This window comes from Streptomyces sp. NPDC052236 (genome assembly GCF_044548015.1).
Lineage (GTDB): Bacteria > Actinomycetota > Actinomycetes > Streptomycetales > Streptomycetaceae > Streptomyces.
Genome location: NZ_JBIUBL010000004.1, coordinates 64,574 through 80,479 on the forward strand (window position 1 = coordinate 64,574; position 15,906 = coordinate 80,479).

At 69.6% G+C, this 15,906-nt stretch carries 14 protein-coding genes; 8 read left to right on the forward strand and 6 right to left on the reverse strand.

Going from position 1 to position 15,906, the window contains the following annotated elements; all coding sequences use genetic code 11:
- The first annotated feature begins 2 nt into the window (after positions 1 to 2).
- Entirely contained in the window at positions 3 to 2,084 is a 2,082-nt protein-coding gene (locus tag ACIHCQ_RS09105) for a bifunctional aldolase/short-chain dehydrogenase (protein ID WP_399659353.1), read from the forward strand.
- A complete protein-coding gene (locus ACIHCQ_RS09110; protein WP_399659356.1) occupies positions 2,081 to 3,538 on the forward strand; it encodes a rhamnulokinase family protein in 1,458 nt (485 codons plus the stop codon). The genes ACIHCQ_RS09105 and ACIHCQ_RS09110 overlap by 4 nt, the downstream gene beginning before the upstream one ends.
- Before the next feature lie 67 nt (positions 3,539 to 3,605).
- Here ACIHCQ_RS09110 and ACIHCQ_RS09115 read toward each other — a convergent pair whose 3' ends face one another.
- Positions 3,606 to 4,469, reverse strand: a complete 864-nt coding sequence (locus tag ACIHCQ_RS09115; RefSeq protein ID WP_399659360.1) for a DUF4394 domain-containing protein — start codon at positions 4,467 to 4,469, stop codon at positions 3,606 to 3,608.
- A gap of 216 nt (positions 4,470 to 4,685) precedes the next feature.
- Between ACIHCQ_RS09115 and ACIHCQ_RS09120 the strand changes: the two genes are divergently transcribed.
- Positions 4,686 to 7,826, forward strand: coding sequence for an AfsR/SARP family transcriptional regulator (locus ACIHCQ_RS09120; protein WP_399659362.1), 3,141 nt, complete (start codon positions 4,686 to 4,688; stop codon positions 7,824 to 7,826).
- Positions 7,827 to 7,872: 46 nt separating this feature from the next.
- On the opposite strand, the gene ACIHCQ_RS09125 is transcribed toward ACIHCQ_RS09120, so the two are convergent.
- The 5 genes from ACIHCQ_RS09125 to ACIHCQ_RS09145 form a co-directional block, all read right to left on the reverse strand.
- Positions 7,873 to 8,955 carry a M12 family metallopeptidase gene (locus tag ACIHCQ_RS09125; RefSeq protein ID WP_399659364.1) on the reverse strand — a complete coding sequence of 361 codons (1,083 nt, stop codon included), beginning with the start codon at positions 8,953 to 8,955 and terminating at the stop codon, positions 7,873 to 7,875.
- A 118-nt stretch (positions 8,956 to 9,073) separates the two neighbouring features.
- A complete protein-coding gene (locus tag ACIHCQ_RS09130; RefSeq protein ID WP_399659367.1) occupies positions 9,074 to 9,649 on the reverse strand; it encodes a hypothetical protein in 576 nt (191 codons plus the stop codon).
- An 87-nt stretch (positions 9,650 to 9,736) separates the two neighbouring features.
- The gene (locus ACIHCQ_RS09135) at positions 9,737 to 10,009 is read right to left on the reverse strand and encodes a carboxypeptidase-like regulatory domain-containing protein (protein ID WP_399659369.1); all 273 of its coding nucleotides are present in this window, start codon (positions 10,007 to 10,009) and stop codon (positions 9,737 to 9,739) included.
- A 49-nt stretch (positions 10,010 to 10,058) separates the two neighbouring features.
- Positions 10,059 to 10,991 (reverse strand): trypsin-like serine peptidase, encoded by a 933-nt coding sequence (locus tag ACIHCQ_RS09140; RefSeq protein ID WP_399659371.1) that lies wholly within the window; start codon positions 10,989 to 10,991, stop codon positions 10,059 to 10,061.
- Between the two features lie 402 nt (positions 10,992 to 11,393).
- On the reverse strand, positions 11,394 to 12,206 hold the full coding sequence (locus ACIHCQ_RS09145; protein WP_399659373.1) for an SDR family NAD(P)-dependent oxidoreductase: 813 nt from the start codon (positions 12,204 to 12,206) through the stop codon (positions 11,394 to 11,396).
- Positions 12,207 to 12,260: 54 nt separating this feature from the next.
- On the opposite strand from ACIHCQ_RS09145, the gene ACIHCQ_RS09150 reads away from it, so the two are divergent.
- The 5 genes from ACIHCQ_RS09150 to ACIHCQ_RS09170 all read left to right on the forward strand — a co-directional run bounded on the left by ACIHCQ_RS09150 (position 12,261) and on the right by ACIHCQ_RS09170 (position 15,869).
- Complete coding sequence (locus ACIHCQ_RS09150) at positions 12,261 to 12,692, forward strand: MarR family winged helix-turn-helix transcriptional regulator (RefSeq protein ID WP_399659376.1); 432 nt, start codon at positions 12,261 to 12,263, stop codon at positions 12,690 to 12,692.
- Positions 12,693 to 12,781: 89 nt separating this feature from the next.
- On the forward strand, positions 12,782 to 13,375 hold the full coding sequence (locus ACIHCQ_RS09155; protein WP_399659379.1) for a type IV toxin-antitoxin system AbiEi family antitoxin domain-containing protein: 594 nt from the start codon (positions 12,782 to 12,784) through the stop codon (positions 13,373 to 13,375).
- Positions 13,372 to 13,566 carry a hypothetical protein gene (locus tag ACIHCQ_RS09160; protein ID WP_399659382.1) on the forward strand — a complete coding sequence of 65 codons (195 nt, stop codon included), beginning with the start codon at positions 13,372 to 13,374 and terminating at the stop codon, positions 13,564 to 13,566. The genes ACIHCQ_RS09155 and ACIHCQ_RS09160 overlap by 4 nt, the downstream gene beginning before the upstream one ends.
- Positions 13,567 to 13,929: 363 nt before the next feature.
- Entirely contained in the window at positions 13,930 to 14,778 is an 849-nt protein-coding gene (locus tag ACIHCQ_RS09165; RefSeq protein WP_399659385.1) for an isocitrate lyase/phosphoenolpyruvate mutase family protein, read from the forward strand.
- Between the two features lie 137 nt (positions 14,779 to 14,915).
- Positions 14,916 to 15,869 (forward strand): FG-GAP repeat domain-containing protein, encoded by a 954-nt coding sequence (locus ACIHCQ_RS09170; protein WP_399659388.1) that lies wholly within the window; start codon positions 14,916 to 14,918, stop codon positions 15,867 to 15,869.
- Positions 15,870 to 15,906: the final 37 nt, after the last annotated feature.

The following is a 15,906-nucleotide window of genomic DNA, read 5'->3' on the forward strand; positions in this document are numbered from 1 at the left end:
CCATGGCACAGGAACAGCAGCTTTCAGGACCGGACCAGTCGGAATCGCAGCTCCACCCGCAGGTCAGCGCCCTGCTGGAGCGTTCGCACCGGCTCGGCGCCGATCCGCGCAACACCAACTACGCGGGCGGCAACACCTCCGCGAAGGGCAGCGTCACCGACCCCGTCACGGGCACGCCCGTGGAGCTGATGTGGGTCAAGGGCTCCGGCGGCGACCTCGGCACCCTCACCGCCGACGGCCTCGCGGCCCTGCGCCTCGACCGGCTGCGCGCGCTCACCGCCGTCTACCCGGGCGTGGATCGCGAGGACGAGATGGTCGCCGCGTTCGACTACTGCCTGCACGGCAAGGGCGGCGCGGCCCCCTCCATCGACACCGCCATGCACGGCCTCGTCGACTCGGCGCACGTCGACCATCTGCACCCTGACTCGGGCATCGCCCTGGCCTGCGCCGCCGACGGCGAGAAGCTGACCGCCGACTGCTTCGGCGACAAGGTCGTCTGGGTGGACTGGCGGCGGCCCGGTTTCCAGCTCGGTCTGGACATCGCCGCGGTCAAGGAGGCCAACCCGCAGGCCGTCGGCGTGATCCTGGGCGGCCACGGCATCACCGCCTGGGGCGAGAGCGCCGAGGAGTGCGAGGCCAACGCCCTGTTCATCATCCGCAAGGCCGAGGCGTTCCTCGAAGAGCGCGGCGACGCGGAGCCCTTCGGCCCGGCCCTGGACGGATACGCGGCCCTGGACGAGGCCGCGCGGCGCGAGCGCGCCGCCGCCCTCGCCCCGTACATCCGCGCCCTGGCCTCCCAGGACCGGCCCCAGGTCGGCCACTTCACCGACAGCGCCCCGGTCCTGGACTTCCTGGAGCGCGCCGAACACCCGCGGCTGGCCGCGCTCGGCACCTCCTGCCCGGACCACTTCCTGCGCACGAAGGTCAGGCCGCTGGTCCTGGACCTGCCGCCGGGCGCGCCGCTGGCGGACGCCATCGCACGACTGGGTGAGCTGCACGAGGAGTACCGGGCGGAGTACCGCGCGTACTACGAGCGTCACGCGACCCCCGACTCGCCGGCGATGCGCGGCGCGGACCCGGCCGTCGTCCTCATCCCCGGCGTGGGCATGTTCAGCTTTGGCAAGGACAAGCAGACCGCGCGCGTGGCGGGCGAGTTCTACGTCAACGCGATCAATGTGATGCGCGGAGCCGAGTCCGTCTCCTCGTACGCGCCGATCGAGGAGTACGAGAAGTTCCGCATCGAGTACTGGGAGCTGGAGGAGGCCAAGCTCCGGCGGATGCCGAAGCCCAAGCCGCTCGCCACCCGGATCGCGTTCGTCACGGGCGCGGGCTCCGGCATCGGCAGGGCCATCGCGCACCGGCTGGCAGCCGAGGGCGCCTGCGTGGTCATCGCCGATCTGAACGAGGAGAACGCCACCGCGGTCGCCGAAGAACTGGGCGGCCCCGACAAGGCGGTCGCCGTACGGGTCGACGTCACCGACGAGGAGCAGATCGCCGCAGCCTTCAACGCCGCGGTACTCGCCTTCGGCGGCGTCGACCTGGTGGTCAACAACGCCGGGATCTCCATCTCCAAGCCCCTCCTGGAGACCACGGCGAAGGACTGGGACCTCCAGCACTCGATCATGGCGCGGGGTTCCTTCCTGGTCTCGCGCGAGGCCGCGCGGATCATGCAGGCCCAGCGCATCGGCGGCGACATCATCTACATCGCCTCCAAGAACGCGGTCTTCGCCGGACCCAACAACATCGCGTACTCCGCGACCAAGGCCGACCAGGCACACCAGGTACGGCTGCTCGCCGCCGAGCTGGGCGAGCACGGGATCCGCGTCAACGGCGTCAACCCGGACGGTGTCGTGCGCGGCTCCGGGATCTTCGCGGCGGGCTGGGGCGCGAAGCGCGCGGCGGTGTACGGGGTCGAGGAGGAGAAGCTCGGCGAGTTCTACGCCCAGCGCACCCTGCTCAAGCGCGAGGTGCTGCCCGAGCATGTCGCGAACGCGGTCTTCGCGCTCACCGGCGGCGATCTGACGCATACGACAGGGCTGCACATCCCGGTGGACGCCGGTGTCGCGGCGGCCTTCCTGCGATGACCAGCTCTTCCGAGACTGTCGCTCTTGCCGCGGTCGACCTCGGCGCGTCCAGCGGACGCGTCATGGTCGGCCGCGCGGGGCCCGGCACCCTGACCCTCAGCGAGGCGCACCGCTTCCCCAACCGCCCCGTCCGGGTCGGGGGAACGCTGCACTGGGACATCCTCTCCCTGTACGCCGGGGTGCTCGACGGACTGCGCGCGGCGGGCCCGGTCGCCTCCGTCGGCATCGACAGCTGGGCCGTGGACTACGGTCTGCTGGACGCGGAGGGGCGGCTGCTCGCCAACCCCGTCCACTACCGGGACGCGCGCACCGAAGGCGTACCGGAGAAGGTCTGGGCGACCCTGCCGCCCGCCGAGCTGTACGCGGCGACCGGCCTCCAGTACGCGCCCTTCAACACCCTCTACCAGCTGGTCGCGGCCGGGGACCAACTCGCGTCGGCCTCCGGTCTGTTGCTGATCCCCGACCTCATCTCGTACTGGCTGACCGGCCAGCAGGGCACGGAGCTCACCAACGCCTCCACGACCCAGCTGATCGACCCCCGTACCGGCGACTGGGCCCACTCCCTCGCGGACCGGGTCGGCGTCGACCTGTCGCTCTTCGCGCCGCTGCGCAGGCCCGGCGACGCGGCCGGGCTGCTGCTGCCGTCCGTACTGGAGGAGACGGGCCTGACGGGACCGGTCCCGGTCACCGCGGTCGGCTCGCACGACACGGCGTCGGCGGTCGCCGCCGTGCCCGCGCGGGGTGAGCGTTTCGCGTATATCTGTACCGGTACGTGGTCGCTGGCGGGTCTGGAGCTCGACGCGCCCGTACTGACGGAGGAGAGCCGGCAGGCCAACTTCACCAATGAGCTGGGCCTCGACGGCACGGTGCGGTATCTGCGCAACATCATGGGCCTGTGGCTGCTTCAGGAGTGCTTGCGCGACTGGGGTACGGAAGGTACGGAAGGCCTTCAGGACCTGCTCCGGGGGGCTGCGGCAGTGCCGCCGCTGCGGAGCGTGGTGGACGCGGGCGACGAGGCGTTCCTGGCCCCGGGGCGGATGCCGGAACGGATCGCGGATGCGTGCCGCCGTACCGGGCAGCCGGTGCCGGGAACCCCGGCGGAGATCACCCGGTGCATCCTCGACTCCCTGGCGCTGGCCCACCGCCGCGCCATCGAGGACGCCCAGCGGCTCGCGGACCGGGCGGTCGACGTCGTCCATGTGGTCGGCGGCGGCGCCCGCAATGAGCTGCTGTGCCAACTGACGGCGGACGCCTGCGGCCTGCCGGTGATCGCGGGTCCGGCGGAGGCGGCGGCGCTGGGCAACGTACTGGTCCAGGCGCGGGCACACGGTCTGGTCGGCGACCGCGCGGGGATGCGCGAACTGGTGGCGGACACGCAGCCGCTGCGGCGGTACGAGCCCAGGGGGGACCAGGCGGCCTGGCGCTCGGCGGCGGACCGGCTCGCGAAGAGCTGACCGCTCCCTGGCAACAGAAACGGCGATCAGCCCGCCCCGGGAGAGTGCCGGGGCGGGCTGATCGGTGTCACATCGTGTCGAGTGTGACGGCTACGTCGGTCATGGCAAACGGGAATGGTTCTATGGGGGCGGTCTCCCCGGTGAACAGGTTGACGGTGTAGAGCGTCGAAACCGCACCCGAAGGCAGACTGGCGAAACCCACCACCGAGGTCGTCTTGCCGTTGGTCAGGTCGCTGTAGATGTCAAAGCCCGCGTTGAGGCCGGAGTCCCGGCCGAGCGCACCGGTCGCGGCCAGAAAGCCGTTGTTGGCCGGTGACTGGATGACGACCTGGTCCAGGGCCGTGTTGATGTCGAACAGCGTGGTCGCGGTGGTCGCGTCCAGGTCGTTGTTCGTGTAGGCGGCGGCGGTGACGCTCCTGGTGGGCCCGGTCAGGGGCGGGGTGGTCAGCGTCGTGTCCTCGGTCGTGGTGTGGTCGTGGAGGTTGTGGCGCAGGTTCTGGGCGTTGTCGCTGATCACTCGCAACCGGTCGGCCGCGGGGTTGAAGTCGACCCCGAAATTCGTGCCGTACAGCGGGACAGTGAGCTGGGAGACCTTGGTGACCACCACGTCCGCGGTCGTCGGCGGGGTCGTGATCGTGTAGATGCCGCCTTGGTTGCCGACGCCGTACATGAGGCCGTTCTGCACGCGGAAGTCGATCCCGATCAGTGCGGTGTCGCCCTTGAGCCCGGTGATGAGCTTGAACCAGTTGAGCGTGTCCGGGTTGTCGGTCGTGAACGCGGACATCACCGTGCCGTCAGCCGAGATCCCGAACGCTTGCAGGCTGGGGACGGTCGGGGCGGCGCTGCTGCTCGGGGCTGCCACAGCGACTGCCGCCATCGTGGATACGACCGCGACCGCCGCGGCCAGTCTCTTCTTGAACCTTGCCTTCATGGTTCTTCCCTCCCGGTGGACGTGGGGGCGTGGTAGGGCATTGCGGCATGGTCCGCTTGGCCGAACCAGCACCGGCGACCACAAGGTATGGGGCGGGACTGGACGTCCACTGGACGGTGATTGAAGAGAGTCGGCCTTCGCCTGACTGGATAGTGACTGGATCACATCTGGATCTCGTGTGAGGGTCGGGTGGGAAAAAAGTGAAGAGGTGGGCGAGTGCGCGTCCAGGTATTGGGCCCGGTCTGTGCGTGGCGTGACGGTGTCCGCATCGGTCTGGGCTCGGCCGGGCAGCGGGCCACCCTTGGCGTGCTGGCACTGGCCTGTGGCCGGCCGGTACAGCGGGCCGGTCTGGTCGACGCCTTGTGGGGTGAACGGCCGCCTCGTTCCGCGACCAATGTGATTCAGACACATGTCAAGAACCTGCGCCATCTGCTGGAGCCCGACCGGCCGGCCCGCGCGCCCAGCACGGTGCTGCCCGCGGTCGGCGACGGCTACGCCCTGCGCGTCCCCGGCGACGACCTTGACCTGCGTCATTTCCGCCGTCTGGTCGCGGAGGCCGGTCGTGCGCAACGGGAGGGCGACTGGCCGCAGGCGGTCGCCCTGCTGGACAGCGCACTTCATCTGTGGCAGGCGCCCGCGCTCGCCGATGTCCCGCTGCTCCACGCCCATCCCAAGGTGGTCTCCCTGCGCGAGGAGCGGCGGGCGACGCTGATCCGCTACGGCGCGGCGAAAATCGAGGTCGGCGACGCCGCTGACGCGATGGCCGTCCTGCGGGAGGCGGCAGCCGGGCAGCCGCTCGACGAGGCGGTACAGGCCCTGCTGATGAGGGCCTATCAGGCGGTCGGGCGGCGGGCGCAGGCCTTCGCCCACTACCAGGACGTACGCCGTCGGCTCGCCGATGAGCTCGGGGTCGGCCCCGGGCCGGACCTGGCCGCCGCGCACGCGGCACTCCTGCGGGAGAGTCCTGGACACCCGGGCGGACACTCGGGTGCCGGTCCGAAAGCGGCCCCGGCCCCTCCCGCTTCTGTGGCACGGCCGGTCCCGGCTCAGTTACCGGCGGACGTGGCGGGCTTTACCGGCCGGGCCGAGGAACTGTCCCGGCTGGACGGCGCGGCGGGGGAGGGCACGGCGGGGGAGGGTGCCGTTCCCATGGCGATCACGGTGGTGTCCGGTACCGCCGGAGTCGGCAAGACCGCTCTCGCCGTGCACTGGGCCCACCGGGTCCGCAGCCGTTTCCCCGACGGCCAGTTGTACGTCGACCTGCGCGGCTACCACCCGGAGCTGCCGTTGGCCCCCGGCGAGGCCCTCACCCGTTTTCTGGGCACCCTCGGCGTGCCAGGCCCGGCGATCCCGGTCGATGTCGATGAACGCTCCGCCCGCTACCGTACCGAGATCGCCGACCGGCGCATGCTGGTGATACTGGACAACGCCGCCTCGGCCGAGCAGGTCCGGCCACTCATGCCCGGCACCCCCTCCTGCGCGGTGATCGTCACCAGCCGCGACAGCCTGCCCGGACTGGTGGCGCTGCACGGAGCCCGCCGCCTCGAACTGGCCGGGCTCCCCGCCTCCGACGCGCTGGCGCTGCTGCGCACCCTCATCGGGCGGCGCGTCGAGGCCGAACCCGCGGCTTCCGCGGCCCTGACGGAGCAGTGCGCACGGCTGCCCCTGGTGCTGCGGGTGGCCGCCGAACTCGCCACCGCGCGCTCCGCCGTGTCCCTGTCCGCCCTGGTCGCCGAACTGGTCGACCACCAGCGGCGGCTGGAGCTGCTGGACGCGGGCGGCGACGAGCGCGCCGCCGTCCGTACCGTGTTCTCCTGGTCGTACAGGCACCTCCCCGCCGACGCCGCCCGCACCTTCCGGCTGTTGGGCCTGCACCCCGGCCCCGACATCGACCCGTACGCCACGGCCGCGCTCACCGGCACCCAGCCCGACCAGGCCCGCAGGGCACTGGAACTGCTCAGCCGCGCGCACCTGCTCCAGCGCACAGGCGCCGACCGGTTCTCCATGCACGACCTGCTGCGCGCCTATGCCGCGGACCGCACCCGGGGCGAGGACAGCGAGGACAGCGAGGCCGACCGGCAGACGGCGGTCACGGGCCTGTTCGACTACTACCTGGCCGCTACCGCCGCGGCCATGAACGTACTGCACCCCGGCGAAGCACCCCATCGCTCCCGCGCTCTGCCGTCCGTGAACTTCCTCCCGCAGCCGGCCAGTCCCGCCGCGGCCCGGGCCTGGCTGGAGAGCGAGTGGTTCACCCTCGCCTCGGTCTGCGCGGACGCGGCGGCGGGCGGCCACCCCAGCCACGCCACGCGGCTGGCCACCTCACTGTTCCGCTACCTCGACGGGGGCCACCACACCGAGGCACTCGTCATCCACACCCACGCCCTCCAGGCAGCCCGCCGGATCGGCGACCCCACCGCGCAGGCCGAGGCACAGACCAACCTCGGCGCCGTCCACTGGCGGCTGGGCCGGTACGAGGCGGCCACGGACTGTCTGGGCCGGGCGCTGAGCATCTTCGGCGCGACCGGAGACGCGGCGGGCCAGGCCCGGGCTCTCAGCAACCTCGGCAATGTCTGCTGGCGCCAGGGCAAGTACGAGGTGGCCGCGGACCACCACACGCGGGCGCTCGCCCTCTACCGGGGCATCGACGACGCCGTCGGCCAGGCCCGGACGCTGACCAACCTCGCCAACATCCTTCAGCGGCAGGGCAAGTACGAGGACGCCACCGCCCACCATCACCAGGCCCTCGCCCTGCACGACACCACGGGCGACCTGGCCGGCCAGGCCCGGACGCTGACCAACCTCGGCATCATCCTCGTACGGCAGGGCCAGTACGAGGAGGCGGCCGACCGCCACCGGCACGCCCTCACCCTGTTCCGCCGGCTCGGCCACCGGGGCGGCGAGGCGTACGCCCGGACCAACCTCGGCAACGCCCTGCTGCGGCAGGGACGGCGCAAGGAGGCCACCGACCAGCACCACCAAGCCCTCACCATGTTCCGCGAAACGGGCGAGCAGCACGGCGAGGCCTGCGCCCTCAACGGCCTCGGCGAGGCCCTGCACGATGCGGGCCGGCCGGCGGAGGCCCTCGCCCGCCACACCGCCGCTGCCACCATCGCGCTCCGCATCGGCGAGCGCGACGAACAGGCACGCGCCTTCGGCGGCGCGGCCCTCTGCCACCACGCGATGGGCGACCCGCGCCAGGCGCGGCACCACTGGCGACTCGCGCTGGCCCTCTACTCGGAGCTCGGGAGTCCCGAATCCGAGTCCATCCGCGCGCTTCTGACCTCGCTAGGCGACGCCGACGCGCGCACGGTGCCCGGCCCGCGGCTGGATCTTCACCGGGACGCTCCGGCGTGACCGACTCCGTTGGGACCGACCGCGGTTGGGAGCCGGGCGCCGGTGGTCACCAGACCATGATCGCGGCCTTTCCGGGACCCCAGGCGGAGTACAGCCGGGTGCGCAGTACGTAGCGCCGTCCTTCGAAGAGCCTGACCTTCAGGCGGGCGTTGCTGGCGGCGCCGCTGTCATCGTCCGCCGTGAAGTAGCGCGTTTGTTCTTCGCCGTCGACCTCCTCCTCGAAGAGGACCATGACGACGTCGCTGTCCCCGAACGTGCCGATTTCGTACATCCGTGTTTCTGTCGGGACAATGGCGAAGTCCTTCTGCCCACCGGCGGCGAGGTCCAGCTCCATCGACTGCAGTGGGTGGAGTTCGGCCGGCTTGGCAGTCAGGGCCGGATACCACTGCTGGACGTACTTCTTGTCCAGGGCGGAGAGGTCGAGGGGATCCGCTATTCCGCTCCGGTATTTCTCCGGCTGGATGATCAGGCCGGGCGGGAAGGGGTACTCCATGATCGATAGCGGGTCCCAGATGGATCCCTCGACTTCACTGGTGGAAAGCTTGCGCAGGATGTTGTGAAAGGTCTGCTCTCGTGGCCAGTTGTTCGGAGGGCCGGCGAGTGCGGCGTAGACCTTCTCCTCGTCCCATACGATGCCGGCGAACGGGTTCTGGTGCTCGTGGGCGAAGCCGAGCGTGTGCCCGATCTCGTGCAGGGCGGTGGACCTGCCGTGTCGGCTGGTCAGGTCCCAGCCGAAGTTCATCGTGCGCTGGAGCGTGCTGATGTTCAGGACATCCCGGCCTACGTACGACCAGGAGCCGTCGTTCCAATCGAAGCCGATGCGGACCTCGGCTTGCGAGGGCTGGTTCACCTCAACGAAATCCAGCCCGATTCCGATGTCCTTCCAGTCCCGGAAGGCTTGGCGGACCGCGTTGAGCTGCGCGCGGTGGCCATTACCCTCGTTGAGGAGGAAGTAGCGCAGTACGGTGCCGTTCACCCATTTCGTCCGGCCCACGAGTATGGCGCTGAGCCGGTCGCTACTGAGATCCGGGGGCAGAAGTGGTTTGGTTACCGGTTGCTGTGCGCAGTATTGGGGAGTTTCCTTCACGGGCGCCGCGCCTGCGGGTGCCTCGCTGTGTGTGACTGCCATGGCTGTTTCCTCTCTCAGTGCTGCCCCGAAAGCCCGACCGGGCCGGGAGCGGATCGTTCGAGCTGACCGGATACGGCAGCCGGAAGCGCCGTGAGGGCGCCGCTCGGTGGGTTCAGATTTACCGGGCCGGACCAGACTTTGACCGCTCTGACCACTCTGCTCGCGGTGTCGCGATGAGCAGGCAGGAGTCGAATGCCTGGCGGCGGACGTACATTCGAGGCCCGCTCATATCGGTCCAGAGGCTGCCGTCGTCGGCTTCTGCGTAGATGTACGACCAGTCGTTGTTCGTGTTCAGTACATGTGCCTCGCCATTGGGCGGGATGTTCCACCAACCGCGTGTACCCCAGCGGCCGTACTCGGCGCAGGTGTCGGGGCTGAAGTAGATGATGGCGGTGGTCGACGTCCCATCGGCTTCACCGGGCCGGGACATCGGCGCGGCGGCGCCGAAGGCGGAGGTCGGGTCTGGTGGCCGCTGTTCCTGGAACTGCTGCTGAAGCGGTCTGAGTTCGACAGGCCCGCCACCCGGAGGGAGCTGCTCGTCCGTGTTTGGGGCCGAGCCGCCTTCTCTCCGGGCCGCGGCGCCCTGGGCCGCCTGGAAGGATTCCCACAGGTCGGCGTCGCTCGGGTGTGACGATGTCTCGGCATCGAAGTCACTGGTGGGGTCAGGCTGCCGCCGTGGGGCTTTGGCACTCACTTTTCCTCCCGGGTGTCCGATGCTGCGACAGGTGATGGGAGAGCGTGCGAAGGGCTGCGGGAATACCCGGCTGGTCGTGCGCGGGGCTCAGAGCAGGAGCCGCACCTGGGCCGGCTGGTTGCCGCGTGCCGTGACTGCTGTCTCGGCGACTTTGCTGTCCGGTGTCCGGCATTGCAGGGTGTAGACACCCTCACCGCGGACGGAGAGTGTGAAGCTCCCGTCGGCCGCGGACAGCACGGCAATGTCGGGATACGGCGCGGGCCCGCCGGTGATGTACACGGTGGCGTCCGGGACGGGCCTGCCGTTTACGTCCTGCACGACTCCGGTGATCAGGCACGCCGGGCCATCGCTGCGCGGCACGGGCGTCTTCACCACCTTCGGCAGCCGGGTGGCAATGTGCAGATGACTGTCACGCTGTCCAGGCCACCAGGTTGTCATAGACGGGCCTGGTGATCCTGGTCCCGGAGTTGGTGGTCGCTCCACCGTAGGCGTGGATCGCGATTCCGTAGCGACCGCCGTTGACCTCGCGGTATACGGCGCTGCCGCTCTGCCCGCCGGCGGTGTCTATGTCGTAGTACACCTTCAGCGGGTTCACCGAGCTGATGCCGCGGGCGTCGTACCACTGGGTGCCGGACGGTTTGTCGCCCGGGTATCCGGAGATGTTGCCCGCGGTCTTGAGCAGGTCGGCGTCCGGCCATGCCCCGAAACCGAACCATCCGGTGGTGGAGCCCAGATCTGTGGGGATGATGATCGCGCCGTAGTCGTGGTTCTCGTCGCCGGAGCTGGTCCAGCCGGTCACTGAGTGGAAGTTGGCGCTGGTGACAGAGCCGTAGGGCAGTGCCGTGCCGTTGCGGCCGGGCATGACCTGAATGCTCTGGACCCACCCGTCTCGTCCAGGGACACCACTGTTCTTGATGTACAACACGTGGCCGGCGGTCGCCAGCGTGTGCGGCCCGATGAACCATGCCGTGCCGCTCCACCGCGAGCCGTCCGCGGCGGTGACGAGCAGTGAGGCGTGCACCCGCCACGGATAGATCGTTGTATCGGTGATCTGGACGCGGTCGTCCGGCAGGTGAACGGTCTCGGCAACCGGGGGCACCGGGCCGAACGACGCCTCGCCTATGTCAGGCAGTTCGGCCGTCGGCGCGGTCCACGCATCCGCCGACAGCCTGTCGTACTGCGGGCGCTGGTAGTCCCCCACCTGTTCCAGGCCATCGGCACCCGGCTGAGCCGGTGTTCCTTCCACGCCCTCCGACGGATCCCGGAAGAGGGCCTGCTCCGCGGTGAGAGCCGCCTGCTCTTCAGGCTGGTTCGACACCGCCATGTGCTGATCACGCGTCATTTCCTTGGTCCTTCCCTGGGCTGGGCATGCCTCTACAGGGGTAGCTGGGCTGACGATGACGGGCCGGGAGCAGAGAGGCCCAGCGCTTCCCGCAGCCGCGATTGTGGTGTGGAGCGACCGCAATTCCTCGCCGCGGCGGGTGGCGCGACCGACGCCACCCTCATACGCACGGCCGCACGGCGCTGTCTGTGGCTGAGGTGCGGCAAGAGGCCTGTCAACTGGAGCCGCACTGCATCTCGGTCCGGTTCACATCGGACCTTTATCACCGCATTAGTAATAATAGGGCTATTCGGGTGTTTTCGCATCAGGTTCCCCGGCGGGCGTGCGGCGTACGGCTGTGCGTGCGCGGCTAGTTGTGGCGTAAACGGAAGTCCGTACCCACCGGGTGGCCGGCTTGTCGCGTCAAGCCAGAAGGTCGCGGGTCAGTGCGGCGAGCCGTGCTCGTGCCGTCGCTTCGTACGCCTGCTCGTGGGCCGGGCTTTCGGTGAACTGGTCGAAGTACTTCCCGGTTACCGTCGCCAGAGCCGGGTCGGTGATCAGCCGTACGGTCGGCCGGACTCCCTCGTCAATGCCGACCGCGGGAGTGAGCCCGGACTCGCGCACGCCCCGGGTGTCCATCAGGTGTGCCGGGTGCACCGCGTTGACGGTGACCCGGTCGGCCGGGAGCTCGGCGGCCAGGTCAAATGTCGACATGATCATTGCCAGCTTGGAGCGGCAGTAGGCGTCTTCGCCGCCGTAGCCGTGCTCCAGCGTGACGTCGCCGAAGTCGAGGGGCGCCTGCCCGGCCGAGGCGACGTTGATGACTCGGGCGGGCGCGGAGGCGGTCAGCAGCGGCAGCAGTTCGCGGGTCAGCAGGCGGGGTGCCAAGTAGTTGACGGCGAAGCGAAGTTCGTGACCCTGGCGGCTCACTTCGCGCCTGGTGTGGTCGGTGCCGAAGCCGATGGCGGCATTGTTGACCAGGACATCGAGCCGGGCTTCGGCGTCGAGGACGCGGGCGGCCATGGCCCGCACCTGGCCGAGGTCGGCGAGGTCGGCCAGGTACGTGCGTACGGGCGCACCCGGCGAGACGGCGCGCACATCGGCGGCGACCTGGTCCAGCCGTCCCCGGTCGCGACCGTGCAGCAGGAGGGACGCGCCCTTGGCGGCGAGGTCGAGGGCGATGTGGCGGCCCAGCCCCTGGGTGGAGCCGGTGATAAGGACGGTCTTGTTATCCATGCCTTGACTTATATCAAACTCTTGATACACGTTCATGGCTGTACACTCACGGTCATGGAAATGCCCCCAGGCGAACGCCTCGGACTGGACATCAAGCGCACGGAACAGGCCCTGATGGCGGCGAAGAGCGCGGCCCTGAAGGGTTCGGGCCTGACCGTCGCGCAGTACGCCGCGCTGCTCGTCCTCGCCGAGAACCCGGGCATCTCCGGGGCAGCACTTGCCCGGACCTGTCTGGTCACCCCGCAGGCCATGGCGGCCGTGCTGAAGACCCTCGAAGAGCGCGGCCTGATCATGAGGTCGGCGCACCCGTGGCACCAGAAGATGCTGGAGACCCGGCTCACGGACGTCGGCCGCGAAACGGTACGGCTGGCTGACGAACAGGCCGTACGGATCGAACGCCGCCTCGCCGACGAGTTCACGGCGGAGGAACGCGACATGCTGCGAGCGCTGCTCGCGCGCTGCGTCACCGCCATCCAGCAAGGCTGAGGCCAGTCGCGGTTGCGCGGCGGAGGTTTATGCATACAGGTGTGGCCTGGGTGTAAGCATTTTCCGTCACCTCTTCGCGAGGGAGGAACGTGATCAGCGGCTCCATGGACATCAACGGCTTGCCTGAAACGTTCCGATACTCCGAAGCCCGCCGCCTGGGTGCGTCGGACGGCCGGCTGCGGCGAATGCTCCGGGACGGCCAAGTCGAACTGGTCAGCCGGGGGCTCTATCGGAGGGCGGATGCCGAGCCGATGGTGGACCTCGATCTGATCGAGGTTGCCCACCGCGTGCCGGACGGGACACTCTGCCTGGTCTCGGCACTGGCACGACACGGTCTGACGGACCAGAACCTCGCGGCCATCGACCTCGCGGTTCCCCGCGGCAGGCGGGAGCTCCGGGTGACCGCACCGGTCAGCCGGCATCACTTTGCTCGTGAGACCTTCCACGTCGGGCGTGAGTTGCTGTCCGTGGGGCCGAGCAAGCAGATCGGCATTTTCGGCGCGGAACGGTGCATCATCGACGCCTTCCGGCTACGCCACCGAGAGGGACCGGAACTCGCGGTGGAGGCGCTCCGCGGCTGGCTGAGCCGCAGGGGCAGCCGTCCCGCGGCGCTGATGGCGATGGCCAAGCACTTTCCGCAGGCCGCCGCACCTCTGCGCACGACCTTGGAGGTCCTGCTGTGACTCCCCGCCCCACGCGTGCCACGGAAGCCGGCCGCACCTACTTAGATCTGCAGAACCTGGCGCGACGCAGCGGCAGACCCACCGAGGAACTGCACCAGCTGTACATCTTGGAGTGCTTTCTGGACCGTCTCGTGCACTCCGCGCTCGCGGACCGGTTCGTCCTCAAGGGCGGTGTCCTGCTGGTCGCCTAGGGCGTGTTTGAGAAGTAGCGCCGTCCGCCCGCAGGGCGGGCCCTGCGGCGTCTGGTGCGTGCAATCGCAAGGCGGTGGGGGCACCCCCAGGCGGAGCTCTGGGGGAGTACTTGGGCGACTCCGACAACACCGCGAGTGCGCGTGCCAGGCGTCGCGGGGCTGGGGCCCCCCGGACGAAGTCCAGGGGGAGGGACTTCTAAAACACGCCCTAGACCGGCACCGACCATTTCCGGTGGGGCAAGCGCGTCTGGGCAGAACTCGTGGTGAAGGGCGAGCGGTGATCGGCCAGTCGGTGGCGACGGGCGGACTGCCGAACTTGGCCCAGCTCCGGCCCCGGCAGCAAATGGCTATCGACTGCGCCTGGTGCGCCCGCCACTTGGGGATGAGCGGCCGTGTGCTGGGCGAGGTGCTGCGCTGCACCACGGCGATGGCCCGCTCCTGCTTCCCAACGCCTGGGATGTGTCCTCGGCCGCCGCATTGGCCGCCGCGGGGTTCACCGCTGTCGGCACCACCAGCCTCGGTGTGGCGGCGGCTCATGGGCTGCCCGACGGCCGCGGGCTCGCCCGGGAGGAGACCGTCGCGCTCGCCCGGCGGCTCGGAAGGAGTGCGCTGCCCTGCCCGTACACCGTCGACATCGAAGGTGGTTTCGGCGGCGGTTCGGATGAAGTGGGAGCGCTGGTACAGGAGTTGGCGCGGGCCGGAGCGGCGGGCGTCAATCTGGAGGACGGTCTGCCCGGTGGCGGGTTGCGGGCCGTGGACCGTCAGGTGGAGTTGGTTCGCGCGGTCAAGCAGAGCGCACCGGCTCTTTACCTCAATGCCCGTATCGATACGCACTGGATGACGGACGCCCCACCACCGCTCTCATCGGCTCTGCGCCGCGCCGAGGCGTATCTGGAGGCGGGGGCGGACGGGATCTTCGTGCCCGGCATCGTCGACGGCAACGACATCGAGGCCCTGGTCGCCGCGATCCCCGCCCCGCTCAACATCCTCTACACGCCCGAGGCGCACACCGTTCCCCGGCTCGCTTCGCTCGGCGTCCGCCGTGTCAGCACCGGTTCGCTGCTCTACCGAGGCGCGCTGGGTGCCGCCGTCGCCATGGCAGAGGCGGTACGCGCCGGGCGCGAGGTACCCACCGCAGGGGTGCCGGGCTACGCCGAAGTGCAGGAGCCGGCCGCCGACGGTGTCGGCGAAGACGTCACTTCGGCCAAGTAGCAGGGATGAATCGGCCATCTCCTGAGGAAGATCCAGGATCTGGGCCGGCTGTCCTTCAAATCGGTTGACCCGTAAGGATGTTGTGCAACGATCATGATGATCCCGCGAAGATCTCGTGGGCGCAGCATCCTCACCACATGGAGAAAAACGTGGCCAATCTTCCCGGCCGTAAGCGTGGGCACGTCCTCTCGCGTCTCGCCGTCGCGGCCATCGCCGCCGCACTGGTGGGCACCTCCGCCGGGTCCGCCGTGGCCGACAGCAACCCGGTTCCCCCGGCGCTGAAGAGCCTGAAGAGCATCGACAAGGGCGCCATCGCCGAGGCCATTCCGGGGAACGCCACCGCGTCCGCCGCGGCAGCCGCTCCGGTCAACTCGCTGCTCGCCGCCGATACGTCGGGGAAGCTCTTCCTCTACTCCCCGAACGGCACCGGAGGCCTCTCCCCGCGCGTGGACCTCGACGCCAGCGGCATGGACCTCTTCAGGACCGCCGCTCAGGCGGACCACGACGGTGACGGCCACTCCGAGGGCACGTACTACTGGGACAACTTCGGCTACATGTACTACTTCGACGACAACGGGAACAGCAGCGACGGCAGCGGCTGGGACATCTACAGCAAGGTCCTCGCCCCCGGCAACCTCGGCTCCACGCAGGCCTACGACATCCTGGCCCGCGACGAGGCCGGTGCGCTCTGGCTCTACAAGGGCAACGCGGACGGCACCCTGCAGTCCCGCGTGAAGGTCGGCACCGGCTGGAACATCTACACCGAGCTGGTGGGCCAGGGCGACCTGTCCGGCGACGGCAAGGCCGATCTCCTGGCCCGTGACGCCTCCGGTGCGATGTGGCTGTACAAGGGCACCGGTGACGCCGCCGCCCCGTTCGCCACCCGCTCCTCGGTCGGCACCGGCTGGAACACGTACAACTACCTCATGTCCACCGGTGACCTGAACGCGGACGGCAAGACCGACCTGCTCGCCCGCGACACTACGGGCGCGCTCTGGCGCTACCAGGGGACCGGCAACTCCGCGGCCCCGTTCACGGCCCGTGTCAAGATCGGCAGCTCGGGCTGGAACATCTACCGCCTGATGTTCTGATCCTGAGCCACTGACAAGGCTTACAGGGTTTACAGGG